The organism is Aquimarina mytili, assembly GCF_016735115.1.
Classification (GTDB): Bacteria; Bacteroidota; Bacteroidia; order Flavobacteriales; family Flavobacteriaceae; genus Aquimarina; species Aquimarina mytili.
Genome location: NZ_JAERQJ010000009.1, coordinates 74,342 through 99,476, shown reverse-complemented (window position 1 = coordinate 99,476; position 25,135 = coordinate 74,342). Strand labels below are relative to the sequence as shown.

22 protein-coding genes are annotated in these 25,135 nt (G+C 32.8%); 12 read left to right on the top strand and 10 right to left on the bottom strand.

From position 1 onward, the window contains the following. Positions 1–43: 43 nt before the first annotated feature. The 3 genes from JJQ60_RS18705 to JJQ60_RS18695 all read right to left on the bottom strand — a co-directional run bounded on the left by JJQ60_RS18705 (position 44) and on the right by JJQ60_RS18695 (position 3,230). Positions 44–577: an OmpH family outer membrane protein gene (locus tag JJQ60_RS18705; protein WP_201923810.1), complete on the bottom strand. Its 534-nt coding sequence runs from the start codon at positions 575–577 to the stop codon at positions 44–46. Positions 578–702: 125 nt separating this feature from the next. Continuing rightward, entirely contained in the window at positions 703–2,433 is a 1,731-nt protein-coding gene (locus JJQ60_RS18700) for a hypothetical protein (protein ID WP_201923809.1), read from the bottom strand. A 119-nt stretch (positions 2,434–2,552) separates the two neighbouring features. After that, complete coding sequence (locus JJQ60_RS18695; RefSeq protein ID WP_201923806.1) at positions 2,553–3,230, bottom strand: helix-turn-helix domain-containing protein; 678 nt, start codon at positions 3,228–3,230, stop codon at positions 2,553–2,555. A gap of 231 nt (positions 3,231–3,461) precedes the next feature. Between JJQ60_RS18695 and JJQ60_RS18690 the strand changes: the two genes are divergently transcribed. The 3 genes from JJQ60_RS18690 to JJQ60_RS18680 are packed head-to-tail and all read left to right on the top strand — an operon-like array spanning position 3,462 to position 7,993. Continuing rightward, positions 3,462–4,076 carry a hypothetical protein gene (locus JJQ60_RS18690; RefSeq protein ID WP_201923804.1) on the top strand — a complete coding sequence of 205 codons (615 nt, stop codon included), beginning with the start codon at positions 3,462–3,464 and terminating at the stop codon, positions 4,074–4,076. Further along, a complete protein-coding gene (locus JJQ60_RS22320; protein WP_201923802.1) occupies positions 4,073–4,813 on the top strand; it encodes a tetratricopeptide repeat protein in 741 nt (246 codons plus the stop codon). The genes JJQ60_RS18690 and JJQ60_RS22320 overlap by 4 nt, the downstream gene beginning before the upstream one ends. Before the next feature lie 48 nt (positions 4,814–4,861). After that, positions 4,862–7,993 carry a CHAT domain-containing protein gene (locus JJQ60_RS18680; RefSeq protein WP_201923800.1) on the top strand — a complete coding sequence of 1,044 codons (3,132 nt, stop codon included), beginning with the start codon at positions 4,862–4,864 and terminating at the stop codon, positions 7,991–7,993. A 76-nt stretch (positions 7,994–8,069) separates the two neighbouring features. On the opposite strand, the gene JJQ60_RS18675 is transcribed toward JJQ60_RS18680, so the two are convergent. The 5 genes from JJQ60_RS18675 to uvrA all read right to left on the bottom strand — a co-directional run bounded on the left by JJQ60_RS18675 (position 8,070) and on the right by uvrA (position 14,180). Further along, positions 8,070–8,243: a hypothetical protein gene (locus tag JJQ60_RS18675; RefSeq protein ID WP_201923798.1), complete on the bottom strand. Its 174-nt coding sequence runs from the start codon at positions 8,241–8,243 to the stop codon at positions 8,070–8,072. A gap of 162 nt (positions 8,244–8,405) precedes the next feature. Beyond that, the gene (locus JJQ60_RS18670) at positions 8,406–9,500 is read right to left on the bottom strand and encodes an amidohydrolase family protein (RefSeq protein WP_201923796.1); all 1,095 of its coding nucleotides are present in this window, start codon (positions 9,498–9,500) and stop codon (positions 8,406–8,408) included. Between the two features lie 350 nt (positions 9,501–9,850). Then, positions 9,851–10,522, bottom strand: coding sequence for a hypothetical protein (locus tag JJQ60_RS18665; protein WP_201923793.1), 672 nt, complete (start codon positions 10,520–10,522; stop codon positions 9,851–9,853). Between the two features lie 116 nt (positions 10,523–10,638). Next, complete coding sequence (locus JJQ60_RS18660) at positions 10,639–11,283, bottom strand: peroxiredoxin-like family protein (protein ID WP_201923791.1); 645 nt, start codon at positions 11,281–11,283, stop codon at positions 10,639–10,641. Between the two features lie 116 nt (positions 11,284–11,399). Beyond that, a complete protein-coding gene (gene uvrA, locus JJQ60_RS18655; RefSeq protein ID WP_201923789.1) occupies positions 11,400–14,180 on the bottom strand; it encodes an excinuclease ABC subunit UvrA in 2,781 nt (926 codons plus the stop codon). 237 nt (positions 14,181–14,417) lie between these two features. Here uvrA and JJQ60_RS18650 point away from each other — a divergent pair, with 237 nt between their 5' ends. Next, positions 14,418–15,002 (top strand): RNA polymerase sigma factor, encoded by a 585-nt coding sequence (locus tag JJQ60_RS18650; RefSeq protein ID WP_201923787.1) that lies wholly within the window; start codon positions 14,418–14,420, stop codon positions 15,000–15,002. A 238-nt stretch (positions 15,003–15,240) separates the two neighbouring features. On the opposite strand, the gene JJQ60_RS18645 is transcribed toward JJQ60_RS18650, so the two are convergent. Beyond that, positions 15,241–15,909: an endonuclease III domain-containing protein gene (locus tag JJQ60_RS18645; protein WP_201923785.1), complete on the bottom strand. Its 669-nt coding sequence runs from the start codon at positions 15,907–15,909 to the stop codon at positions 15,241–15,243. A 139-nt stretch (positions 15,910–16,048) separates the two neighbouring features. Here JJQ60_RS18645 and bcp point away from each other — a divergent pair, with 139 nt between their 5' ends. Next, positions 16,049–16,498: a thioredoxin-dependent thiol peroxidase gene (gene bcp, locus JJQ60_RS18640; protein WP_201923783.1), complete on the top strand. Its 450-nt coding sequence runs from the start codon at positions 16,049–16,051 to the stop codon at positions 16,496–16,498. Positions 16,499–16,605: 107 nt separating this feature from the next. Here the strand turns inward: bcp and JJQ60_RS18635 are convergent, their stop codons facing one another. Continuing rightward, a complete protein-coding gene (locus JJQ60_RS18635) occupies positions 16,606–18,057 on the bottom strand; it encodes a TonB-dependent receptor (RefSeq protein WP_201923782.1) in 1,452 nt (483 codons plus the stop codon). Between the two features lie 165 nt (positions 18,058–18,222). Here JJQ60_RS18635 and JJQ60_RS18630 point away from each other — a divergent pair, with 165 nt between their 5' ends. From JJQ60_RS18630 to JJQ60_RS18600, 7 genes are all read left to right on the top strand, one after another. Further along, complete coding sequence (locus tag JJQ60_RS18630) at positions 18,223–18,984, top strand: MBL fold metallo-hydrolase (RefSeq protein WP_201923780.1); 762 nt, start codon at positions 18,223–18,225, stop codon at positions 18,982–18,984. Between the two features lie 3 nt (positions 18,985–18,987). Then, positions 18,988–19,497, top strand: a complete 510-nt coding sequence (locus JJQ60_RS18625; protein WP_201923777.1) for a hypothetical protein — start codon at positions 18,988–18,990, stop codon at positions 19,495–19,497. 15 nt (positions 19,498–19,512) lie between these two features. Beyond that, positions 19,513–20,040: a hypothetical protein gene (locus tag JJQ60_RS18620; RefSeq protein ID WP_201923775.1), complete on the top strand. Its 528-nt coding sequence runs from the start codon at positions 19,513–19,515 to the stop codon at positions 20,038–20,040. 236 nt (positions 20,041–20,276) lie between these two features. Beyond that, positions 20,277–22,676 carry a glycoside hydrolase family 31 protein gene (locus JJQ60_RS18615; protein WP_201923773.1) on the top strand — a complete coding sequence of 800 codons (2,400 nt, stop codon included), beginning with the start codon at positions 20,277–20,279 and terminating at the stop codon, positions 22,674–22,676. A gap of 50 nt (positions 22,677–22,726) precedes the next feature. After that, positions 22,727–23,509 (top strand): hypothetical protein, encoded by a 783-nt coding sequence (locus JJQ60_RS18610; protein WP_201923771.1) that lies wholly within the window; start codon positions 22,727–22,729, stop codon positions 23,507–23,509. A 51-nt stretch (positions 23,510–23,560) separates the two neighbouring features. Next, entirely contained in the window at positions 23,561–24,076 is a 516-nt protein-coding gene (locus JJQ60_RS18605) for a GNAT family N-acetyltransferase (protein WP_201923769.1), read from the top strand. 2 nt (positions 24,077–24,078) lie between these two features. After that, entirely contained in the window at positions 24,079–24,669 is a 591-nt protein-coding gene (locus tag JJQ60_RS18600) for a YdeI/OmpD-associated family protein (RefSeq protein WP_201923768.1), read from the top strand. The last annotated feature ends 466 nt before the right edge of the window (positions 24,670–25,135 follow it).

The window sequence follows — 25,135 nt, the reverse complement described above, 5'->3', positions numbered from 1 at the left end:
TGGTTTTGGATTCCAGCCTACGCTGGAATGACAGATTAATGAACTATTTCCCTTCGAATTCTGCATTAAGCTCTTCTAATACTTGTTCGGTGAGGTCTGAGGATGCTTCGCCATACATGATGGTACCATTACCGGTAGCACCAAAGATTACTTTGTATCCTTTTTTCTTACCATATTCTTTTACAAAATCATTGATATCATTAATTACTGTTTGAGTGATTTTTTTATCCTCTTCAACCAATTGTTTTTGTACCGCTTGTTGATAATTATTGATCTGTTGTTGTTTATTTGCCAACAATTCTTGCTTTAACTCTAGTTCCTTTTTTGACATTGAGCTACGTTCTTTTTCATAGGTCTTAAGCTCATCTTGCCAGTTCGCCACAAGACTATCGACATTAGACTTCATGGTTTTGGCTTTTTCATCAAATTCTGCTTTGACAATTGCCGTTCTTTTATAACCTTCTAATAGTTTGTTTACATCTACATACACCAAGTCTGATGACGATTGTAAAAAGAAAAATGATCCTACTGATGCCACTAGTGCTAATATGGCGATGGGTAATGCTAATTTGTTCATTGTTTAATTCTCTTGTTCGGGGTTAAATGACCAAGGTCTGGTATCCGAAATTTATTTTTATGTTCACCCTCATCCTAACCTTCTCCCTCAAGGGAGAAGGAACAAATTCGAGGTCGTTTAATTCTTTACTTTTTTAATAATAGCGCTTCGAGTTTTGCTAACCTGTTTTCAAACTCATTATTTTGGGTTTTAATTCTCATTAATTTTTGAATCTCTTCCGATTGCTTTGATAGTTTCTTTTCCTGAGCAATAGTGTAGAGGGTAAGCTCTTCTATTTTTTCAAGAAGCTTTTTATTCATTTCACCTAATTGGATCCCTTGCTCTTCAACTTCTTTTGCCGACGGGATGTTCACCAAATGGCCTTTTTCTTTGATATGTTTTTCTACTTGGCTTAGTGAAGGTAGGGTATAAGTGTCTTCAAATACATAATCAGGCCATCCTATAAGGTCAACAGTTACTTCTTGTGCATGGATATCACCGTTTACTGCAAGCTTGGCATCTGGAGTAGAGGTTCCGATACCAACGTTACCATTAGCTATTAAATCACCATTTACAAATGCCCCACCATTATTTACAACTAGCTTATATCCTTTATCTTGAAGATATAACCCATATTGTCCTATAACCATCCTAGCATCAGATGTAGGCATATGGATATAGGTGTTAAATTTGCCAGGCTCTGTTTCTGATCTATTTAATTTAAAGAAATGAGTTCCTTTGTGATCATCTAAATCTATCCAGGTATCTTTATTGTTAGAAACAAAATCATGTCTTAAGTTTTTCGATTGATCTGTGATTGCAAATGCAGTATATCCTGAGCCGGTATTGGTAGGATCAACAACAAACTCAAAAGTTCTTCTGTCCGTTTGATACTCACGACCTATCGAAACAGGAATCCATCCATTACTTCCCAAACTACTAGAATCGAAAGCACCTTTTAACGCATTTATTGTTCCTTCAATTGTTGAGTTTCCATTCACAGCCAACGATATACCGGTTGGGATATTCTTTGTGTTGATTCCTATTTGTTTACTAGAAAAATCTCCATAAAGTAATGGGGTGTCCGTTGGTGTATTTGCGATATATAGTTTATTGTTTCCTAGTTCATTGTACCCAGCATGAGATCCAATAAATACATTACTTCTACCACTTACATTATTAAGACCAGCATTTGCCCCTAAGTATACATTACCGCTACCGGTTTTAGTGTTTTTACCAGATCCATTTCCTAAAAAAGTGTTTAGGCCACCAGTTTCATGGTAGAAACCAGCATCTCTACCCACAAATACATTATTGGATCCTGTAGTATTGCTAACCCCAGACTGTACACCCAGAAATACATTGTGAGATCCAGTACTACTATTACGTCCTGCTTGAGATCCTAAAAATACATTCCAATTTCCATTTCTATTTTTAACTCCAGATTCAGTTCCAACAAATGTGTTTTCGGTCCCTACTGTATTACCTAATCCAGTAGAGTAGCCTATAAAAACATTATTAGAGGCAGAAAAATTTGAATACCCTGTACTACGGCCCAGAAATACATTTCTTCTACCGGTTTGATTAGAAAATCCAGAACTTCTTCCTACAAAAACATTGTCTTGTCCTGTTGTGTTTGTTTTCCCTGAGGAGGTACCTACAAAAACATTTTTAAAACCTGTTGTATTACTTTTTCCGGAAAATGTACCGATAAAAGTATTATCACTTGCAGTATTTACTGTTCCTGATTCATATCCAAAAAAGCTACTTTGCGCTCCTTGGGTACCAGCATTGTCCCCAAAAGTGGTAGTTTGTGCAAATATGAAGGAAGTAAATAACAAATATATCCCTAAACTATAATTGAATTTGTTTTTCATTTGGTTGGATGTTTGATCTGTATTATTAAAATTTGATTGTTTTCTTTTGAACTTGGCAAGTATAGTATCAATACTCAAAACAAAAGTTCTGGATCTTCATATTGTTGAAGATCCAGAACTTATTTTTTTAACTTTTTATATTGATTTGGCGTTTGACCTACAACTTTTTTGAAAGCTGTGTAGAAATTAGATTTGGAGGTAAATCCACATTCTAAACCTATAGATTCTATAGTGTAATTGTCATACTGCTGGTCTAAAAGCATTTTTTGTGAAGCTTCTACTCTTAACTCATTAATATAGTCGTTAAAACTTTTTTTTGCATGAACATTAATGAGTTGAGAGATGTAACCTTTACTCATATTAAAAAAAACGGCAATACTATTTAGGTTAATATCTGGTGATAAATATTTTTCTTCAGTAATAATGTATTCTCTTATTTTGGTAAATGTAGTTTCTCCCGCTTTTTTTGATGTTATTATATTCTTTTCTGATTTTTGGGAGTATTTTCTTGAAGGTGAATAATGGATAAACCAATGAGTGGCTATAGACAATATTATTAATACCGGGAAAATATAAATAGGCTCGTTAATGGTGGTCAAAATCCCTATAACTATACATGCTATTGCAAGAGAAAGAATTAATGTGATAGGTGTTTTTGATGTAGGTTTAGAATTGCTTTTAGAGCTATTTGATTTAGTATTTTGATTATGTAGTATTCTAAAACTTGGAAATATGTAATTATAAATAGTGGTGGATATTGTTAGTATTGCCAAAGGAATAAATACATATTTTTTCATCGTTGGAGTATTGATTTATTAATGGTTTGTTTATTAATTGATGCAATACAAAAAATACATAACAACTTTTTTCATCATCGTTATCCAATACTCCCAATTATAAAATTTCGAAAAGAACGTATATGCTTGTCAAAATTTTAAGATCCTAAGTCCGTTTTTAACTTTTTGTTGTATTTTGGCTTTTCATTATTAAACCCCAGAAAAGAGCGATCTCTTTTTGTATTTTTACGAGTGGATAGTACCGATATAACATATATTATTGAGTGTGCACAAAAAGGAGACGAGCTTCCGTTTACTACTTTTTTTGATCATACTTTTCAAAAATTAAAATCTAAATTGCTTTCACTTACTAAGTCTGTAGATGATTCTCAGGAGGTTTTTATTATATCGATGCAAAAATTTTGGGATCGTTTTGTTATTAATCAGGAAGAACCCCCTCATAATAGTATAGGATATATTTTTATGATGTGTAAGAACGCTTGGTTAATGCAAAAAAGAAACAAAGCCAATACTATGGTCTCAATAGAAGATATTTATGTAGATGAAAACGCAATGCAATCGGCCATGAAGTCTAGTGGGAGTGATAGTACTATTGTTAATGAAGATCACAAACTAATGAAGCACAGAGCATTAGTGGAAGCTCTTAATTCTTTGTCTTTAAAATGTAAGTCGCTTATCGAAAATGAGTTGGATAGTAATCAACAATTGAAGGATTTACAAGAAGAGTTTGGGTATAACAATTACCAGGCATTAGTACAAGCTAAGTATAATTGTAAAAAGAGATTGGTACGGAAGGTCTATGAAATCATAAGCAAGCAACAAGAAAATCAAAAGACAACGATGTGAGTGATATAGATAAAGATATTGAATTTATTGAAAGGTTTTTTAACCTTGAGCTTTCTGATGATGAATTATCAGTATTTGAGGCAAGAATAGATGTCGAACCAGAATTTGCCAGGAAACTGGATGCCTATAAAGAAAGTGTCGATTTGGTAGCGCAAAAGTATGCTTCAAGTACAGATAAAGATCGTATAAAGGATTGGCAAAAACTTATTGATGCTAAAAACAATTCTAGAGTAATTGGATTACCATGGAAATGGATAGGGGGAATAGCCGCTAGTTTGGTGTTGATTTTTTATGGCTGGCAATACAATAAAAATATGAATCAGCAGGATTTGGCCAATATTATTCAAGAATCCTGGGATAAAAAAATAGGACTCGATTATCGCATGATGAGAACTACAAATCGAGACTCATTACAACAAGTAATTGTAACTGCTTTTGATGCCTATGAAGCGCAAAAATATGATAAGGCAATCTCTATCTTAGAGGGATTCATATCAAATACGTTATATTATGAAGATGCGATGTTAATAAAAGGGTTATCTCAATATAAAGCTGGAAACGTTACTACAGCTTTACAAACCTTAGAAACACTTTCTGAATATCCTTCTGGCAAAAAAGCCAAATCAGCATTATGGTATCAAGGGTTGATCTATTTAGATCTTGGTGATAAAAAAGCAGCCAAAAAGTTCTTGTTGTTACCCAGTGATAAAAACGAAGAAATAAAGCTTAGAGAGTAGCTTGTTATATATTTAGTTATTACTGCTATCACTTTTATTAAAACCACTATGACCAAAAAAATAACATTGCTATCGGTAATCCTGTCATTTTTGGTAGTTTCAGTTTTTTCGCAAGCATCCAAAGATACTTTAGCATTACAATATTATAAAAAGGCAGATTCACTTTTAACAGTGAGAAAACATGAAGAATCTATAGCACTTTTTAAAAAAGCGTTACTTCTTTATCAGAAAGCTCAAACTTGGGAAAAAGTAGCGAGTTGTTATAACAAGATTTCTGAAAATCAATGGCGTGGTTTAGCTCTGGACGAATCAATACAATCCTCGAAAAAAGCTATTGAAATATGTTCAAAATACCTCTCTAAAGATCATATACAAGAGGCAAATGCTTACGATAACTTTGGTAGCTATTATCAAAATAATTCAAAATATAATGATGCATTAAAATACTTTAAAAGATCATTAGTTATTCGACAAAAAATATTACCCAAAGATGCCCAAATTGAAGTGGTGTATAATAATATTGGAAGTGCTTATGAAGACCTTGGCGAGCATAGTAAAGCATTAGAATATTTTAAAAAGTATATAGAGTTTTCGATTAAAAAATTAGGTAAGAATCATATTCGAGTTGCTTATGGTTATATCAATATCGGCACAATTTTTCGTGGGCTCAATCAAGATGATATTGCATTAAATTATTATCAAAAAGCATTACCTATTTGTATTAAGGAAAAAAATGAATATGTGTTAAGTGTCCTATACATAAATATGGGAGGCTCTTTCTTTGCGAATGAAGAATATGATAAGTCATTACTATATTATAAAAAAAGTTTAGATTTAAAACTTAGAATATATGGAGAAGACCATCCTACTTGTGGACGAATTTACAATAATCTAGGTCTTATTTTTGAATTTAAAGATGATCATGACAAGGCACTATATTATTATCGTAAAGCATTACAAATTTTTAAAACCGCATTTGGTGAAAATAATTACGGGGTAGCCGATATATATCATAATATCGCGGATATTTATATTCTTAAAAATGAGTTCAAAACTGCACTTACGTATCATGAAAAGGCTTTAGGTATTGTAACGAGCATTTTTGGAGAGAATAGCCCGAAAACCTCAGATTTTTATATAAGAATAGCAAAATTATATTTTAAACAAAATATGAATAGTAATGCATTATCGTATTACAATAGGGGATTAAGGGTTTTGCAAAATGTATATGGAGAATATCATCTTCTTACATCAGGTTTTTATAATGGTATGGCGATAACTTATGACAAACAAAAGGAGTATGCAAAAGCAATTTCCTATTTTAACAAAGCTATACTGGCAAATGCAAAGAATAATGATACAGTAATTACTCAAATTAATTTTGATTCTAATCGATTTTACGATTTACCATTACTGTTAGAAACTCTTCAAGGAAAAGCCAAGACTTTGCAATCACAATTTAAACAAGATAAAAATCAAAAGAACCTGGAGCAAAGTATTATTCTATACCAAAAAGCAGATGTTATAGTCAATGTTATTCGCCAATCCTTTCAAAATTATCAAGACAAGGTAACTTTTTCGAGAAAGGCCAAAGAGATGTATGCAAGCACAATAGGAGTCCATTTATTAAAGTACGAGTACACAAAAGACCAGTCTTCGTTATTCAAAGTTTTTTATAATATAGAGAAAAGTAAAGCCAATGTGTTGAAAGAGCTTTTAAACGAGTCTTATGCCAAAACCTATGCAGGTCTACCCAGTGAATTGTTAGAAACAGAAAAAATGTTAAAAACAAATCGGGCTTCATATATCTCCCGGATTAATGAAGAACAATTAAATAGCCTGATTGATACTGTAAAGATTGCCAAGTACGAAAACAAGTTATTCGACGTCAATAGAAAACAAGACTCATTAACAAAAATCCTAGAGAAGCAGTATCCAAAATATCATAAGCTCAAATACAAAACAGATGTAGTTTCAATTGCTGATATTCAAGAAAAGTTAGACGATAATACTACACTACTTGAGTTCTTTACCAACAATAGTACTACTTATGCTTTTACTATATCCAGAAATGGCATTGCTGTTAAAGAACTTACTACTTCCAACTTATTTAAAAAAGTAAGTGATCTTCATGAATCAATAATTTTGAAAGATATTGGTGGTTATAAGCAGTTTTCATATACCTTATACAATGAACTTATTGCTCCTATAAAAGATAAATTAATAGGAGAGGAGCTGATCATCATTCCTGATGGTTCTTTATGGCATCTTAATTTTGAATTATTACTTACTCAAAGTAATGAAAAAGAGGAAAGAAATATGCCATATCTGTTACGCGATTATGCGATTTCATATGCCAATTCTGCAAATCTATTGTTTGGCCCAGAACAAAAAATATCAAAATCATTAGAAGTTCGTAATGAATGTCTTGCTTTCTCATTTTCTGATAGCACTCAACTCGCCAATTCAAAAACTATGAGTTTGGCAACGCTTAGAGATGCTGGAGATGATCTTCCTGGAACCCGAAAAGAAATTAAAGCTATTTCTAATATTATCAACGGGCAATACTATTATGGAACAGAAGCTATAGAATCTAATTTTAAGCAAAATGCAAATCAATATAGTATTCTTCATTTGGCATTACATGGAGATGTAGATCATAAAAATCCACAAAATTCTAAGTTGTATTTTACAAAGAGTAAAGACACCATAGAAGATAATTTATTATATAGTCACGAACTTTTTGCATTAAATATCCCTGCCGAGTTGGCGGTGTTAAGTGCTTGTAATACTGGAACGGGTGCAATTGCCCAGGGAGAGGGGATTATGAGTATGGGTAACGCTTTTCAATATGCAGGCACTAAGAGTTTGCTGTTAAGTAGTTGGGAGGTATCTGATAAAAGTGCTCCAATACTTATTGAAAACTTCTATACTAATTTAGCAGAAGGGATGAACAAAGCCAAAGCATTACAAAAAGCTAAATTGGACTTTTTAAAGACCACTGATTTTGATCAGTTAGCTCCTTTTTATTGGGGTAGTTTTTATCTTCTAGGTAATGCAGATCCTATAGATATAAATCAACCTTTGTCTATCAATATGTTTTGGGGTATTCTGGGCGGTGTTTTAATCCTTCTTACTTTGGTTTTTATTTATTATAGAAAAAAAAGCCAGAATTTATAATCCTGGCTTTTTATGATTTTTACTTGAAAATCGGTTTTTATTTAATTTTTGAATCAAATCAAGATCTTTCTTGATTTTAATGATCACAATAATTAGTGTTGTCCGCTTGACAACCTTTTCCTTGTACACTAGTACCACAATTTTGACTAGCGGTATTTCCTCCTCCTCCTTTTATTAAGGACATTGAATTAAGCTTAGAAATCGTTTGTTTAGATAAAACTAATTTCAGATCTTTTTTCTGATTTTTCATGTTTTGAATTTTAGATTTTAAGAATATACCTGAACATTAAAGACACTCAGGAATTGTGTCTGTAATCTTTGATCACTTAGGTTACAAGTTATGATAAATATACATTTTTCAAATGAAAATATAAATGTAAGTCATTGGTTTTAAGGTTTTATGTAGAATATCCTATTTTGGAAATAAACTCTTATCTATATTCGGAATTACTTTTAAAGCATTTTTATAGTATAACTTTTTCAAAACTTCATCATCAAGGTCTAGTCCATACATTTTCCAAAAGGCATGATAGCGCTTATAATATGGAAAATACTCATCGCTGGATTCTAAAACTCTAAAATAGGTGTAATATTCTTGAGGATTCCAAGAGTCTTTACCAAACATTACGCGATCTTGATATTTGGTTAAAAAGACTTTGGCATTTCGGGGTTGTCGACCCAGCTCTGCAATCACAGCACCAATCTCGGTATACATATTGGGTATTTGATCCATTAACTCAGCAAGTTTTGCCAGATTATTGCCATACCAACCCAGATGTGCATTTATAAACGTAGTATTTTTATGTTTTCTGAAGATATTGTGCTGCTCTTGTATTATGGTTTCCCAGGATCCCGTTACCTTGGCCTCTCTTTTTCTACGAGATTTTAGTTTAAGCTCTAACCAACGTTCATTTTGATTATCATGAGGATCCCAGAACGATTTAGGATCTGCGGCATGAATAAGTACCGGGATACCTAACTCACCACATTTTTCCCAAACCGGACCAATACGTGGATCATCTATTTTGATGCGATTACCCTTACTGTCTTTATTATCCATGCCTTGACTTTTATAAATTTTGAGTCCATTGGCGCCTAATGCTACATCTTTTTCTATCTGTGCAATGGTTCTTTCTGTCCAGCCGGGTTCGTCAATACCAGTAAGGCGAATGTTTGTAAAGACAATAAAACGATTCGGATAATTGGTTTTTACATTCTGCAGAGATTTGGTAAGATGTTCATCAGATCCGCGCCCTCTCCCGGATAGATTTACCATTACTGCCATATTAAGTTTATCCATCTCGTTAACAAGGTCTTGCAGATTTTGAGTTGGCATTCTAAATTGGTGATTATGTACATCGATAAATGGAAATTTAGCTTTTTTGACTTCTGTTTCAGGAACTACTAGAGTAGAGGGAGGGTCATAATCTTCAAACTCCATTTTTTGAGCTATTATTGATGTGATTGATAAAACAAAAAGTAGAACAATACTGCTGTAGAATTTCATATTGGTATGCTTGATTTTGATTGTGAAGTAATAAATATAGAATAAAGGTTGTCTTTTTGAAGAAAGCTTAACAAGACTTTAAAATCTTATATCCCTTAAATAAAAACGGCTATAAGCTTCTAGGAGTATTCAAATCTCGATTATCGAATAAAAATTGCGTTAGGGATAGCAATGTAAATCCCGCAGCATTCTCTCTTCTAGTATCCAGAGCGGAGTCGAAGGATGCTAGAAGAGAGAATGCGAGGAATTGTAATGAATAGCCCGCCCGAACGCCCAACATAGAAAATCCCGTTACCAAATACTTTAGGTAACGGGATCTTAAACAACTAACCAACAACTAAATCTATATTTTAATCATCATCGTCATCATCATTGTCGTCATCATAATATTTTTTCTTTCTTTTTCTGTTTTTGTAATAGTGGTCATCATCATCATGATCCTGCCTTTTATATTTTGATTTCCAGTTTTGATTATAATAAGGATCATGGGTTACAGAACAACCGGTTACTCCACAATATCCACATCCATCATAATGAACATTTCCATCTACATATTTAATAACGCCATATCTGTTATAGTAAATCTGTAATCCTCCTACCCGAGACAGTAAACCTCTTCGATTGTATCTCATATAAACACCACCAATTCTTCGCACTTTATCATATCTGGTATAACTAATATAATTCGGTCCTACCTTCTTGAGTCTACCATAGTAATCATATTTAATACCTCTATTATTATAGTATGGTCTGTTATAATATCCATACGATCCTGGGGTATTGTATCGATTGTTGTTCCAATTGGCATGTCTGGATCTAACTCCTCTTTTAAGAATTTTAAAATCTATTTCCCCATTTGGATAGACAAAGAATTTTACACCACCCTCTACAAAGGTAATTGGCTGTTTGTGGTGATAGCGTTTTGCAACCCTATCATGGTGATCCGAGTGTTTGTGATCGGCTGCCTGTGCAGTTGTTCCTACGAGTAACAAAGCTGCAATAAAAAGTACCATTTTTTTCATAACTTAAATGTTTTCGGGTTTATGCCTACTCATTAGCTTTTCGGCTTCCGCTATTTGATTAGTACAGTTTCAAATGGCGTGCCAAAAATTTTTAAGTAATGAAAAATTCAGGTTAATTAATTGCTTTTCAAAAAGTTAATAATTTCCTGAGGATCCGCTCTTTCTTTATAATCTTCTACGATAAAATCATAAATGATTCTACCATTTTGATCAATAATATAGGTAGCGGCTATAGGAAGTTGTTGATTTATATTTCCGTTGCTTATTTCTAGATCTATTCCAAATCCATGATATATATGAATTAAATCATCGGGCAGAGTAAAAGCAAGGTTAAATGTTTTGGCTATAGTATTATCGATATCAGAAAGTACTTCAAAACTAAGGTTATTTTTTTCTGAAGTTGTTAAAGAGTTATCTGGAGTTTCGGGACTTATAGCCACGAGAGTAGCTCCAAGTTTTTCGAACTGTGGTAGTGCCTCTTGCAATGCCTTTAATTCTAAATTGCAATAGGGGCACCAGCCACCTCGGTAAAAGGAAAGGACAACTTTTTTATCCAGCAATAATTCTTGAACCGATATGTTTTTATTTGCCGCATTTGGAAGTGTTATCTCTGGAATATAATCTCCAGTTTTTAGAGCATTAGCAACAAGTTTTGCATTGCGAACGGCTTGTATTCCGTCATTCATTATTTTGTGAGTTGCTTCTGGGTATTTTGTGGCAGATTGTGCAGCTCTGGCTTTTAAATCAGTGGTAAGAGACATTTTTTTGGTTTTAAAAATTATATGTTCTTAGCCGAAACGATTAGTAGTACATTACATCCTGAAATATTAGAATAGTGTTAATATTTAAACTCGTCTAAGTACTATCTATGCAGTTTTTAAAGTTTTTCTTTCAAATATTGCCCGGTATAAGAATCTTTATTTTGGATAACTTCTTCTGGGGTGCCATAGGCAATGATGTTTCCTCCATTTTTACCACCTTCGAGACCCAGATCGATAATATAATCTGCGCATTTGACCAAGTCAAGATTATGTTCGATAACGAGTATTGAATGTCCTTTGTTTATTAACTCATTAAATGATTTCAGTAATTTTTTGATATCATGAAAATGTAACCCTGTGGTTGGTTCATCAAAAATAAAGAGGGCCTTATCTTTTGTATTTCCCTTGACTAAGAAAGAAGCAAGCTTAATTCGTTGAGCTTCACCACCAGATAGAGTAGAGGAACTCTGACCCAATTGTACATATCCCAATCCAACATCTTGCAAGGGTTGTAATTTCCTTTGAATTTTGGTTTGATTATGTTCTGTGAAAAAATCGATAGCATTATCGATTGTCATGGTGAGTATGTCATGGATGTTCTTATCATGAAAAGTAACTTCAAGCACATCTTTTTTGAAACGTTTTCCACCACAAGTTTCGCACTCAAGATGCACATCCGCCATGAATTGCATTTCGATAGTTACTTCGCCTTCGCCTTTACAAGTTTCACATCGGCCACCATCTACATTAAATGAGAAGTGCTTGGATTTATAGTTTCGTATACCCGATAATTTCTGGTTGGCAAATAGTGAACGAATATCATCATAGGCCTTTATATACGTTACAGGGTTTGAGCGAGATGATCTTCCGATAGGGTTTTGATCTATAAATTCTACATTTTTGATATTGCTATAGTTTCCTTTAAGCTCGGTAAATTGTCCAGCTTTTTCACCATATCCTCCTAATTGCTTTAGTACAGAAGGGTAGATAATTTTCTTAACTAACGTACTTTTACCGCTACCAGAAACACCGGTAATAGCAGTAAACACACCTAAAGGAACTTTTACATCAATATTATTGAGGTTATTTTCTCGGGCGCCAATAATTTCTAAATAATATTTTGACGTTCTTCTATTTTCCGGAACTTCAATCTCAAGTTGCCCATTAAGGTATTTTGCCGTTAGTGATTCTGCTCTTAGGATCTCGTTAAAATCACCGGTAGCTACTACATGACCTCCATAGGTTCCGGCTTCGGGTCCAATATCTATAATTTCATCGGCAGCTTTCATGATATCTTCGTCATGTTCTACTACGATTACAGTATTGCCCAGATCTCTTAGTGATTCTAGTACTTTGATTAACTTTTCGGTGTCTTTGGGATGTAGGCCTATACTTGGCTCGTCTAGTATATACATAGAGCCTACTAGGCTACTTCCTAATGATGTAGCAAGGTTGATACGTTGTGATTCTCCACCTGAAAGCGTGTTTGATCTTCTATTAAGTGTAAGATATTCTAATCCAACATTTTGTAGAAACTCTAGTCGGCTATTAATTTCTTTGAGAAGTCGTTTTGCTATTTTAGAATCATATTTATTGAGCGTAAGTCCTTTAAAAAAATCAGCAAGTTCATTTAAAGGCATCTCAACAAGATCTGTAAGGGTAGCGTCACCAACTTTCACATAATTTGCTTCTTGTCGTAATCGTTTTCCTTTGCAGGTATTGCATTTTGTTTTTCCGCGATAGCGCGAAAGCATTACACGATTTTGTATTTTATAGGCTTTGGCTTCTAATTCTTTAAAGAAGTCATTTATTCCTTCAAAAAAATCATTACCCGACCAAAGCAATTCTTTTTGCTCTTGTGATAGTTCGAAATAAGGTTTATGGATAGGAAAATCGAATTTGTATGCACTGTTTATTAATTGATCTTTGTACCAGCTCATGCTATCGCCTTTCCAAGGAAAAACGGCTCCTTCAAATACACTTAAAGCAGTATTTGGGATCACAAGATCTTCATCTATACCGATAACATCTCCATAACCTTCGCATTCTGGACATGCTCCATATGGGTTATTGAAACTGAATAGGTGTACATTGGGTTCGAGAAAAGTTAATCCATCCAATTCGAATTTGTTGCTAAACTGCCGCTGACTTTGATCACTTAGTTTTTCTATGATGCAAGTACCTTTACCCTCAAAAAAAGCAGAATCTACAGCATCTCCCAAGCGATTATAAAAATCTTCATCGTCTTTTTTTACAATTCGATCAACCACTAGATGAATAGTATCTTTTTCATTCACGGCAGCCTCTTCTATTCTATTGATGGTATCGTTAACCTTTACCCTGGCAAATCCCTGTTGTTGTAATACTTTTAGTTTCCCTTCTATAGTTCGGCCTTCTTCTATAAGAATAGGAGCAAGAAGTAATAGTTTTTCTCCTTCATCAAAGGATTTTACATATTCTATTACATCGGTAACTCTGTCTTTTTTGACCTGATTACCAGAAATAGGGGAGTATGTTTTTCCAATCCTTGCAAAAAGTAGTTTTAGATAATCATATATTTCTGTAGTAGTGCCTACCGTCGATCTTGGGTTAGTAGAGTTTACTTTTTGTTCTATAGCTATCGCAGGGGCTATACCTTTTATGTAATCTACCTTCGGTTTGTTTAAACGTCCCAAAAATTGTCTTGCATATGATGATAGACTCTCAACATACCTACGTTGACCTTCTGCGTACAAGGTATCAAAAGCCAAACTTGATTTTCCGGATCCCGATAGTCCGGTAATGACTACCAGTTTGTTACGTGGTATAATGGCATCTAAATCTTTCAGGTTGTGAAGTTTAGCACCTTTAATAATTATATTATGCTTAGGATCTATGCTAGTAATGTCTTGAATCATAGTAAATATGCGGTAAGAGCGCAAAGATAATGATTACCAAATAAGTATTATAACCTATTGATAATGAAAGTTTAGTTAAAAAAATTAACAGAAAATTCTTTGTTTTTAAATGATTGTTATTATCTTAGCCCCATTAATAAACCAAATTTAAAGAAACTGCCTATACGGAATACTTTTACTTTTTAAGTTTAACATAGCCCGAGCCCCAAGCTTGTTGGTACTAAAATAAGTAAACGTATGAAGGATTACACCCTAACAGACGCAGTTCTGGTTAATGACTACATCAAAGGTAACGAAGGTGCCTTATCTATTTTAATCGAAAGACATAAGCAACGTATTTATAGTTTTATCTATTCAAAAGTATTTGATAGAGATATATCTGAGGATATTTTTCAAGATACTTTTATTAAAGTAATTCGTACGCTTAAAAATGGTAAGTATAATGAAGAAGGAAAATTTCTTCCTTGGGTAATGCGTATAGCTCATAATTTGGTTATAGATCACTTTAGAAAAGGTAATCGTATGCCGAAATTTGAGGATAATGGAGAATTTAGTATTTTTTCTGTTATCAGCGATGGAAACCTTAATGCCGAAAGAAGAATCATTAAAGATCAAGTAGAAGAAGATTTACGTGCTTTAATACAAGAATTACCAGACGATCAAAAAGAAGTACTGGTAATGCGTATGTATAAGGATATGAGTTTCAAAGAAATATCCGATAAAACTGGTGTTAGTATTAATACTGCATTAGGAAGAATGAGATATGCTTTAATCAACTTGAGAAAGGTTATAGAAAAAAATAATATAGTTTTAACAAATTAATAACTGTTTTATGTAATAAAGTTTAATTTTTGCCGTTATTATTTTAAATAACCCTAATTTAAGATTATATAATATGGCAAAATTTTACTTTAAGCCTTCTGAAAAAGAAGAAACACAAAATTTAGTACCTAGAAGAAAAACAATAGATTTTCTTCTGAATTATTCAAAATCTTTAAACGTTATTGAGTATAACGATTTAAAATTTGAAACGATTTTAAACTAAAAACTAAACTAAAGCCTATTTTTTAATAGGCTTTTTTGTTTTATTGTACTCTTCTAAAACCGTTTTTCTACCTATCGTTTTCGTGATAATATCTTTATCCAAATTCCATCCGCGAGCCGGAGAATACTCTCTTCCGTACCATATGATTTGAAGATGAAGATCATTCCATAACTCTTTAGGAAACAAACGCTTCGCATCTTTTTCTGTTTGTGTTACATTTTTTCCATTACTAAACCCCCAACGATACATTAAACGATGGATATGTGTATCTACAGGAAAAGCAGGAACTCCAAAGGCTTGCGACATAACTACACTTGCGGTTTTGTGTCCGACAGCAGGTAGTTCCTCTAAAGCCTCAAAACTCTGGGGAACCTCACCATTATGTTTTTCTATTAAAATTTTTGATAACCCATGTATTCCCTTCGATTTCATTGGACTTAATCCAACTGGTTTTATGATTTCTCTGATTTCTTCTACAGATAATCTAATCATGGCATACGGATTATCTGCTCTTTCAAATAAAAGAGGGGTAATTTGATTCACCCTTACATCGGTGCTCTGAGCACTCATTAATACCGCTATAAGTAATGTGTATGGGTCTTTGTGGTCTAATGGTATGGGTATCTTTGGATATAGTTCTTGAAGTGTTTTTATAGTAAACTCTATCTTTTCCTGTTTGGTCATGCCTGTGTGCTTGTTTTGTGCTAAAGTATAAAATATTGAATTCTATATATATAAGAACAAACATTAAAATTTTGATAAAAAGTAATTAGATTGTAGTTTTTGTTTTAATTTTAACACCAAAGATTAAACAAAATAAAAAATGACAACATTAAAAGCAGGGGATAAAGCTCCTAATTTCTCAGCATTGGATCAAGATGGAAATACAATTACGCTTGATCAATATAAAGGAAAGAAACTTGTGGTTTTTTTCTATCCTAAGGCTAGCACACCTGGCTGTACTGCAGAGGCTTGTAATTTAAAAGATAACTATCATACTTTTCAGGCTCAGGGATATGAAATTTTGGGAGTAAGCGCTGATAGTGCAAAACGCCAGCAAAATTTTAAAAACAAGTTCGAATTGCCATACCCACTTTTGGCAGATGAGGACAAAAAAGTGATAGAAGCTTTTGGTGTTTGGGGGCCTAAAAAATTTATGGGTAGAGAGTATGATGGCATTCATCGTACTACATTTGTAATTGATGAAAAAGGCATTATTTCTGAAATAATTTTAAAGGTAAAAACTAAAGATCATAGTGCACAGATCTTATAATCTTTATCTTAAAGGTACCGTAAATATTATCAACTTGAGTGTAGTTAAAGGATAATCACTTTTATGATACGATATCCTTTAACTACATTCACGTTAATTTATAGTGTTTATTTAACTGCCTCTTCTGGAGTTTTATACCCGAAAAAGTTATTTTCCTTTATCATTTCAGGGATAAGATCGGGTAGTTGTTCTTCCCATCCAGATTCTCCATCCTGAATTTTCTGAAGTATTTTTCTAGAGAAAATATTCATTATCGTAGAATCGTAGTCCGTAATATCTACTAATTTACCATTGTATTTAAAGAACTTATATAATTCTTTCATACGTGGATGTACCTTAAGGTTATCACTGTTTGTAACCTCCCCGGTCTTATGATTATGCAGTGGATAAAGATATACTTTGAGATCTTTAAAGAATAGTTTTCCAAAGGCTTCAAGAATTCCTCCGCTTAAATGTCGATAGTATTTTTCATCAAAAATATCAACCAAGTTATTTACTCCCATGGCCAATGCCATGCGTTCTTTGGTATAATTAGAGAAGTATTCTACTACGCGATAATACTCTTTAAAGTTTGAAATCATTACCGTATGACCCAGAGAGCATAATAATCTCGCTCTTGCCATAAAGTCGGCTTCATCGATTTCACCTTCGGCTCTTAAATTGGATAAGGTAATCTCAAATATTACCACAGTCTTATCCTTATTGACCTTGTTTTCGTTTAGAAATATATTAAGTGACTTCTTATAGATATCTATATTAACCTTGGTTACAGGTCTAAAACTACCCCTTAGTGCCAATATATTTTTCTTATACAAAATTGCAGCTGGCAATATATTATTACCATCAGGACCAAACATTACAGCTTCGGTCATTCCGTTTTTAACAAGTTGTAAACTCATCAAGCGATTATCAACTTTGGTAAATCTTGGTCCAGAAAAATTAATGGTATCAATTTCTATCTGATCTTTATCCAGGTGGTCATATAGATATCGTAGTAATTTTTTAGGATTGTCATACTTGTAGTATGCTCCATATATAAGATTTACACCTAAAACCCCAAGGGTCATTTGTTGTAATCTAGCATCATTTTCATGAAAACGGATATGTAATGTGATTTCATTATAATCTTCGTTAGGCGTTGTTTGATATCGAATACCTACCCAACCATGTCCTTTATATTTTTTAGCAAAATCAATTGTTGCTACAGTATTGGCATAACTAAAAAATAGTTTGTTAGGATGTTTTTCTCTAGAAATTCTTTGTTCGACAAGGCCAACTTCATGCTTTAGCATTTTTTTTAACCTAGCTTCAGTGACATAGCGTTTATCATTTTCTATTCCGTAGATAGCATCACTAAAATCCTTATCATATGCACTCATCGCTTTTGCGATAGTACCAGAAGCACCACCCGCTCTAAAAAAATTACGAACGGTTTCCTGGCCAGCACCAATCTCTGCAAAAGTACCATAGATATTTTGATTCAAATTTATGCGTAATGCTTTACTCTTAATCGAAGGGACAGATTCAAATTCTTTATCTCCCATTATCGTGATAGGCATAGTAAAAAGGGCTTTTTTTGTTTATTGTAAAGGTACTAATACGATAATTATTAAAAAAATCAGAACGTAAATTTCTGCATTTTATACCTATCAATTGTAATAATTAGCATATTCATATATTTTTTGCCAAAAAAATATAATTACATTTGCTGTAGTCTGACAATTATGGAAGTAATATTTCTCGGTACTGGTACATCGCAAGGGATTCCTATTATTGGTAGTGATCACCCTGTATGTTTGAGTAATGACCCTAGAGATAAACGATTACGGGTATCGGTTCTTGTATCATGGGATGAGTATACTTATGTTGTGGATTGTGGACCGGATTTTAGGCAACAAATGCTATCCAATAATGTGTCTAGAATCGATGGTATCGTATTTACCCATGAACATGCAGATCATACTATGGGATTAGATGATATCCGACCTTTCTTTTTTAGACAAGGAGATATTCCAATCTATGCACATGAAAGGGTATTAAAGGCTCTAAAAACAAGGTTTGACTATATTTTTGCTTCTGAAAATAAATATCCTGGAGCCCCTAGCGTAATAGAAAATGAATTGAAAAATCAATCCTTTACCCTAGGTAATCTTGATGTGATGCCAATAAACACGATGCATAATAGGTTACAAGTATTTGGATTTAAATTTAAAGATTTTGCGTATTTGACCGATGTTAAAACTATAGAAGAACAGGAAAAGTCAAAATTGAAGGGCGTAAAAGTTTTGGTGGTTAATGCATTAAGAATAGAACCACATCATTCACATTTTAATTTAGAAGAAGCCTTAGAATTTATTAAAGAAATACAGCCAGAAAGAGCCTTTTTGACGCATATAAGTCATATGCTTGGATTTCATGCTGAAGTAGAGAAAGAATTACCTGCTAATGTCTTTATAGCATACGATAATTTAAAAATAACTATATAAAATATGAAGAGTAAGATTTTTTTATACCTATTTATCTTTACAGCATTATTTGTGCTTTTCCAGTTTATGAATGCTAAAAAAGCCCAAGAATCTTACGATGCTAAAATTGAAAACTTAAACAAAAGACTAAAAGAACAAGAATCTTCTAAAAAAGATGTAATAGATTCTCTTATCGAATCTAATATGGATCTAACGTATTTTACATTAGAAAGTAATGAAGATGCTGTAAGTTATTTTGAAGAAATGGGATATGATCCAAACAAATTGGCTTTAACAATTAGTGATAAAATCATAGGAGAGAATAAACCAGGAGCAGATAACCCAATAATACCTTATGTTGGGATGGAAGGTAATATGGCCATTAATAAAGTAAGACTACTAAATCACAAATGGATTATTGCTGATTTTACTGATGGGGTCTATTGGGGAGAACTTTTTATTACCTATGAAGTACGGAAAGATGGAGTGGTAGATTTTGAAGTTGAAAAATCATTCTTATATCCCAGGAATTAGGAAAATTAAATTTCTATGGAAAGCTTCGAAACTATGTTAACTGGGGGACATCCTAATTCTTTAGGAAAAACTATTGAAGTGGTTGATATTATTCTTGAAGATAAGAGTAAATTAGAAGAATTGTATCAATGCTACTTCAGTAATGATGAAGTTGTGCGACTAAGAACATCAAATGCTTTTAAACGTATTTGTAAAGAAGATAAATCTTGGTTAACACCTTATATTGATAAGTTTCTTGAGGAAATTTCAAAAATTGATCAGGCATCTACGCAATGGACAATTGCACAATTGTTTTTAGAGCTTACCGCACAAATGTCTACAGATCAAATTGGAAAAGCCAAAACAATTCTGAAGAAAAACCTTATTAATCATAATGATTGGATCGTTTTGAATACTACAATAAAGACATTAGCTTCTTGGAGCAAAAAAGATCCTGATTTAAAGAAGTGGATTAAACCTCATTTAGATAAGATAAGTATGGATTCTAGAAAATCGGTTTCTTCAACAGCTAAAAAAGCAATTCTTCAACTCTATAAATCATAAGAATCACTAAAGTGATTAAGATAGGGTTAGGTGTTTTATCATTTTGTAGATGCGCTATAGATGTACCCTATATCCAAACTATAACGTTATAGTGATATTTTGTGATTCTTGCGACATAGAATGGATTTTATTGAAAATTCAATAATTTTAATGGCCTGTGTGGTCCTATACTTTGATTCTATGTGGATTCAGTTATATTTGATTTCTTTACGATCAAAAGCTAAACTTATCATAAGATGAATATCAGATTTATTCCCTTTTTATTATGTATAACAATTGCAATTACAAGTATTTCTTGTAAAAAGAACTATGAAGGTCCATATCAAGGCTATAAGGCCTATGATTCATATGTTGAAGTTTATAAAGATGATGGTAAATATATTATTAAGCCGTATTCTGATAAAATCATTGAAACTAGTTTTATTCCCGAAGGAGAAACATTTAACTCAGAATCCCATGCCGTAGTTAAAAAGCCTAATACAATTAAAATGATTGTATTAGAGAATGACAGCACGTTGACGATAAACACTAACGGAATTGATGTTTCTATCAACAGGGAACCGTTCAAAATTTCATATTCTTATAAAGGAAAAGAGTTAATTTCAGAGAAAAATGGATATCAAAAAACAGATTCTACAGAAATTTTAGACTTTAATCTGGATAGCGATGAAGTAATCTATGGAGCAGGAGCTAGAGTAGTAGGAATGAATAGAAGAGGAAAAAGACTGCAGTTATATAATAGAGCACATTATGGGTATGAAACCCACTCTGAATTGATGAACTTTACCATGCCTTTGGTACTCTCTTCTAAAATATATGCCGTACATTTTGATAATACTCCTATTGGATTTTTGGATATCGATAGTAAGAAAGATAACTCATTAGCGTACGAAACAATTAATGGTAGAAAAACATATCAGGTAATTGCTGGAAATGATTGGAAAGATGTAATGAATGAATATACAGACCTTACTGGAAAACAACCATTACCACCACGTTGGGCTTTTGGTAATTTTGCCAGTCGTTTTGGATATCATTCTGAAAAAGAAACCAGAGCAACAGTAGACAAATTTATACAGGATAGCATACCTCTTGATGCCGTTATTTTAGATATATATTGGTTTGGCAAAGATATTAAGGGTCATATGGGTAACCTTGAGTTTTTAAATGATTCTTTTCCAACACCCAAGAAAATGATCAATGATTTTACTGCTAAAGGAGTAAAAACTGTACTGATTACTGAACCATTTGTACTTACAACCTCAAAAACGTGGGATGATGCTGTGAAGAAAGGCGTTTTGGGCAAAGATTCTATAGGAAATCCATTTACCTATGATTTTTATTTTGGAAATACAGGAATCATAGATATTTATGATCCAAAAGGAAAAGATTGGTTTTGGAATATTTATAAACAATACACCAAAGACTATGGAGTTGCAGGATGGTGGGGAGATCTTGGAGAACCCGAAGTACACCCTTCAGATCTGCAACATGCCACCGGTAGTGCTGATGAAGTACATAACATTTATGGACATGATTGGGCACGGTTAGTACAAGAAGGATATCAAAAAGATTTTCCTGATCAAAGACCATTTATCCTTATGAGAGCAGGATATTCTGGATCTCAACGATTCGGTATGATCCCTTGGTCGGGTGATGTGAGCAGAAGTTGGGGAGGATTGCAACCACAAACCGAAATTGCATTACAAATGGGAATGCAAGGAATGGGGTATATGCACTCTGATTTAGGTGGATTTGCTGGCGGAGAAACTTTTGATCCCGAATTGTACACACGTTGGTTACAATATGGTGTGTTTCAACCAATATTTAGGCCACATGCACAAGAACATATCGCACCAGAGCCTGTTTTTCATGATAAAAAGACCAAAGCATTAGCAAAGAAGAGTATAGAGCTTAGATATAGCTTACTACCTTATAACTATACCATAGCTTTTGATAATAATCAGACTGGATTACCTTTAATGCGTCCGTTGTTTTTTGAGGAGAAAAATAATAAAGAATTATACGAGGTTAGTTTCGCATATTTATGGGGAGACAATTTTTTGGTTTCACCTGTAGTAAAATCAGGAATAGCCTCAATGGATATACCTTTTCCCAAAGGTGCAAATTGGTATGATTTCTTTACAGATAAGAAGTATGAAGGCGGCGTATATAAAACAGTAGAAGTTGTTGAGGATTATATTCCGGTATTTGTAAAAGGAGGATCTTTTATCCCAATGGTAGAACCAGTTCAAACTACAGATGCGTATTCTACCAAAGATTTGACGTTACATTATTACCATGATCCTATTGTTGAATCTGGATCAGGAAAGTTATATGAAGATGATGGTAAAACACCTAATGCGTTTGAAAAAGGGAAATACGAAATATTAAAATTTAAGAGTAAAACTACGCCAGAGAAGCTTTCTATTGAGCTATCTGCGGATAAAGGTAAGGAGTATACTTCAAACAACAGAAATATTACTTTGGTAGTTCATAATGTAGAAACGACACCAAAATCTGTTGCAATAGGAGAGAAGTCTTCGTCTTTTGATTGGAATGAAAGTAAGAAAACTTTAGAAATTACTTTCGAATGGAACTCTAACAACGCGAAGAAGATAGTATTTGAGTTATAGTTTTGAATAAAATGGATTAAATTTATAGTGTAGACTGCAAAGTATGCAAAATGAAAAGAATCCATGTATTCGAATTTGAAGATCAAAAGTGGTTTCCATCTTTTTTACGGAATTATGGAACAGATTTTTTACAGTTTTTGTCGAATAAGACTAAAATGTATAAACCTGTTGTACCGCTTATCAAAGATGTCCTTCAGAAAAGCAATACAAATCAAATAATTGACCTTGGGTCTGGTGGAGGTGGTGGATTAATCTGGTTAAATACTGAATTAAAGAAGGATATTCCAGATTTAAAAATAATGCTCACAGATTATTATCCTAACATACAGGCTTTTGAACATACAAAAGAACAAGCCAAAAATTTTGAATATCGAGAAACACCCGTAGATGCAAGAAATGTCCCAGAAGAATTAAAAGGAGTAAGAACGCAATTTTTGTCTTTGCATCATTTTAAACCAGAAGATGCCAAAAAAATATTGCAAAATGCAGTCGATTCTAATACTTCGATAGCAATATTTGAAGCGCAAGAGCGGAGTATACCCAGTATTCTGGCTATGATATTTTCTCCTATAAGTGTACTTTTTATAACACCTTTTATCAAACCATTTACCATTGGTCGTATCCTCTTTACGTACTTTATACCCATTGTACCCATCTTTGTGCTTTGGGACGGAATTGTATCGTCATTAAGAACATATTCTGTAAAAGAAATGAACGAACTTATTGAACAAGTAGATCAAAAAGAAAATTTTGAATGGAAAACAGGAAAGATAAAATCTGGTCCTGGTGTTATATTATACCTGTTAGGGATTAAAAAAATAAATATAAATTAAAATGCATGGCTTTAATCTGATTTATATATTTATAAAGAAGCTTAATATGAAATGGATATCACGCTACGCATAGCAACAATTAATGATTTAGATCTTTTGGAGTATTGGGATAAACAACAACATGTTATTGATTCGGATCCGGATGAAGATTGGGATTGGGAAAATGAACTTTTGAAATTTCCTGAATGGAGAGAACAGCTTATAGCAGAACTCGACGGAAGACCTATTGGTTGTATACAAATAATAGATCCTGCAGAAGAAGAGTCGCATTATTGGGGAAACATACCTAGAAATTTACGTGCAATTGATATTTGGATTGGAGAAAAAGAAGATTTAGGAAAAGGCTATGGTTCAAAAATGATGGAAATGGCAGTAGATCGCTGCTTCAAAAACCCTGAAGTTGTATCTATTTTGATTGACCCTCTCGAATCTAATCATGATGCAATTAGGTTTTATGAGAATTTTGGATTTACATTTATAGAAAAGAGAAGTTTTAATAGTAGCGATTGTTTGGTATATCAGCTAAGTAGAAAGGATTGGAAAGAAAAAATAAGTAAAAATGAGTAGAGATGGAAAAAAATAAATCTGTAGATGAATTTATTGCAAAAAAAGGAAATTGGAGAAAGCAATTAGAGGTCATAAGGTCAATTATGCTATCTACTGATATGCAAGAAACTATAAAATGGGGTGTTCCCGTGTATACAGTAGATGGTAAAAATGTAGTCGGCATCGGAGCATTTAAATCTTATGTAGGGATTTGGTTTTATCAAGGTGTTTTTTTGAAAGACCATCACAAGAAATTAATAAATGCACAAGAAGGTAAAACCAAAGGCTTAAGGCAGTGGCGATTTACTTTGAAAGATGAAATAGATCAAAATTTAGTACTTCGCTATGTAGAAGAGGCAATTCAAAATCAAAAAGAAGGCAAAGAGATTAAACCAGAGAAATCAAAAGCACTTGAAATACCTTCGGAATTAAGCAGCGCTTTAACAGAAAATAATACATTAAAACAATCTTTTGAGCAGTTTACACCCTTTAAACAAAAAGAATTTATTGAATATATTGCTACTGCAAAACGTGAAGCTACCCGTTTGTCCAGAGTTGAAAAAATTATGCCGATGATTTTAAATGGCATAGGATTAAATGATAAGTATCGATAAAAAAAATAGTATAATTCTTAATATTTAACAAACCCTTGAAATCTATTTACCATAAATTTCAAAAGTTAATTAATATGCTGAGCACATTTAAAATTGGCTACAATACCATAGGTATTTACTACTAACTTACGCACTTATTTTTACTTGTATATTACTGTTTTTTAATTGATTTTAAGTAATATTTTAACTCTAAAAATTTTGCAATAATATATCCTCAAAAGAACTGCAGTAGATTTTATTTTTAGTAAATAATTAACAAATTAAATTACGTATTCTCAATTTTTTAGGTATGAAAGATGATACTTTGAGATAACATGTAATACCATCAAAATTAGTAAGTTAAAACCGTATTCTGGATACTATTTATGTGTTTAAGCTATTGTTTATTAAGGAATTACATTTTAAAAATTAACAAGGCGTTAACATGTCATTTAATTGCGTAAAACTACATTTTTAAGCTTACAAA

Bases quoted from the DNA above. Each gene is read 5' to 3' on its own strand.
- JJQ60_RS18705 (WP_201923810.1), bottom strand. From the start codon at position 577: ATGAACAAATTAGCATTACCCATCGCCATATTAGCACTAGTGGCATCA.
- JJQ60_RS18700 (WP_201923809.1), bottom strand. From the start codon at position 2,433: ATGAAAAACAAATTCAATTATAGTTTAGGGATATATTTGTTATTTACT.
- JJQ60_RS18695 (WP_201923806.1), bottom strand. From the start codon at position 3,230: ATGAAAAAATATGTATTTATTCCTTTGGCAATACTAACAATATCCACC.
- JJQ60_RS18680 (WP_201923800.1), top strand. From the start codon at position 4,862: ATGACCAAAAAAATAACATTGCTATCGGTAATCCTGTCATTTTTGGTA.
- JJQ60_RS18675 (WP_201923798.1), bottom strand. From the start codon at position 8,243: ATGAAAAATCAGAAAAAAGATCTGAAATTAGTTTTATCTAAACAAACG.
- JJQ60_RS18670 (WP_201923796.1), bottom strand. From the start codon at position 9,500: ATGAAATTCTACAGCAGTATTGTTCTACTTTTTGTTTTATCAATCACA.
- JJQ60_RS18665 (WP_201923793.1), bottom strand. From the start codon at position 10,522: ATGAAAAAAATGGTACTTTTTATTGCAGCTTTGTTACTCGTAGGAACA.
- JJQ60_RS18660 (WP_201923791.1), bottom strand. From the start codon at position 11,283: ATGTCTCTTACCACTGATTTAAAAGCCAGAGCTGCACAATCTGCCACA.
- uvrA (WP_201923789.1), bottom strand. From the start codon at position 14,180: ATGATTCAAGACATTACTAGCATAGATCCTAAGCATAATATAATTATT.
- JJQ60_RS18650 (WP_201923787.1), top strand. From the start codon at position 14,418: ATGAAGGATTACACCCTAACAGACGCAGTTCTGGTTAATGACTACATC.
- JJQ60_RS18645 (WP_201923785.1), bottom strand. From the start codon at position 15,909: ATGACCAAACAGGAAAAGATAGAGTTTACTATAAAAACACTTCAAGAA.
- bcp (WP_201923783.1), top strand. From the start codon at position 16,049: ATGACAACATTAAAAGCAGGGGATAAAGCTCCTAATTTCTCAGCATTG.
- JJQ60_RS18635 (WP_201923782.1), bottom strand. From the start codon at position 18,057: ATGCCTATCACGATAATGGGAGATAAAGAATTTGAATCTGTCCCTTCG.
- JJQ60_RS18630 (WP_201923780.1), top strand. From the start codon at position 18,223: ATGGAAGTAATATTTCTCGGTACTGGTACATCGCAAGGGATTCCTATT.
- JJQ60_RS18625 (WP_201923777.1), top strand. From the start codon at position 18,988: ATGAAGAGTAAGATTTTTTTATACCTATTTATCTTTACAGCATTATTT.
- JJQ60_RS18620 (WP_201923775.1), top strand. From the start codon at position 19,513: ATGGAAAGCTTCGAAACTATGTTAACTGGGGGACATCCTAATTCTTTA.
- JJQ60_RS18615 (WP_201923773.1), top strand. From the start codon at position 20,277: ATGAATATCAGATTTATTCCCTTTTTATTATGTATAACAATTGCAATT.
- JJQ60_RS18610 (WP_201923771.1), top strand. From the start codon at position 22,727: ATGAAAAGAATCCATGTATTCGAATTTGAAGATCAAAAGTGGTTTCCA.
- JJQ60_RS18605 (WP_201923769.1), top strand. From the start codon at position 23,561: ATGGATATCACGCTACGCATAGCAACAATTAATGATTTAGATCTTTTG.
- JJQ60_RS18600 (WP_201923768.1), top strand. From the start codon at position 24,079: ATGGAAAAAAATAAATCTGTAGATGAATTTATTGCAAAAAAAGGAAAT.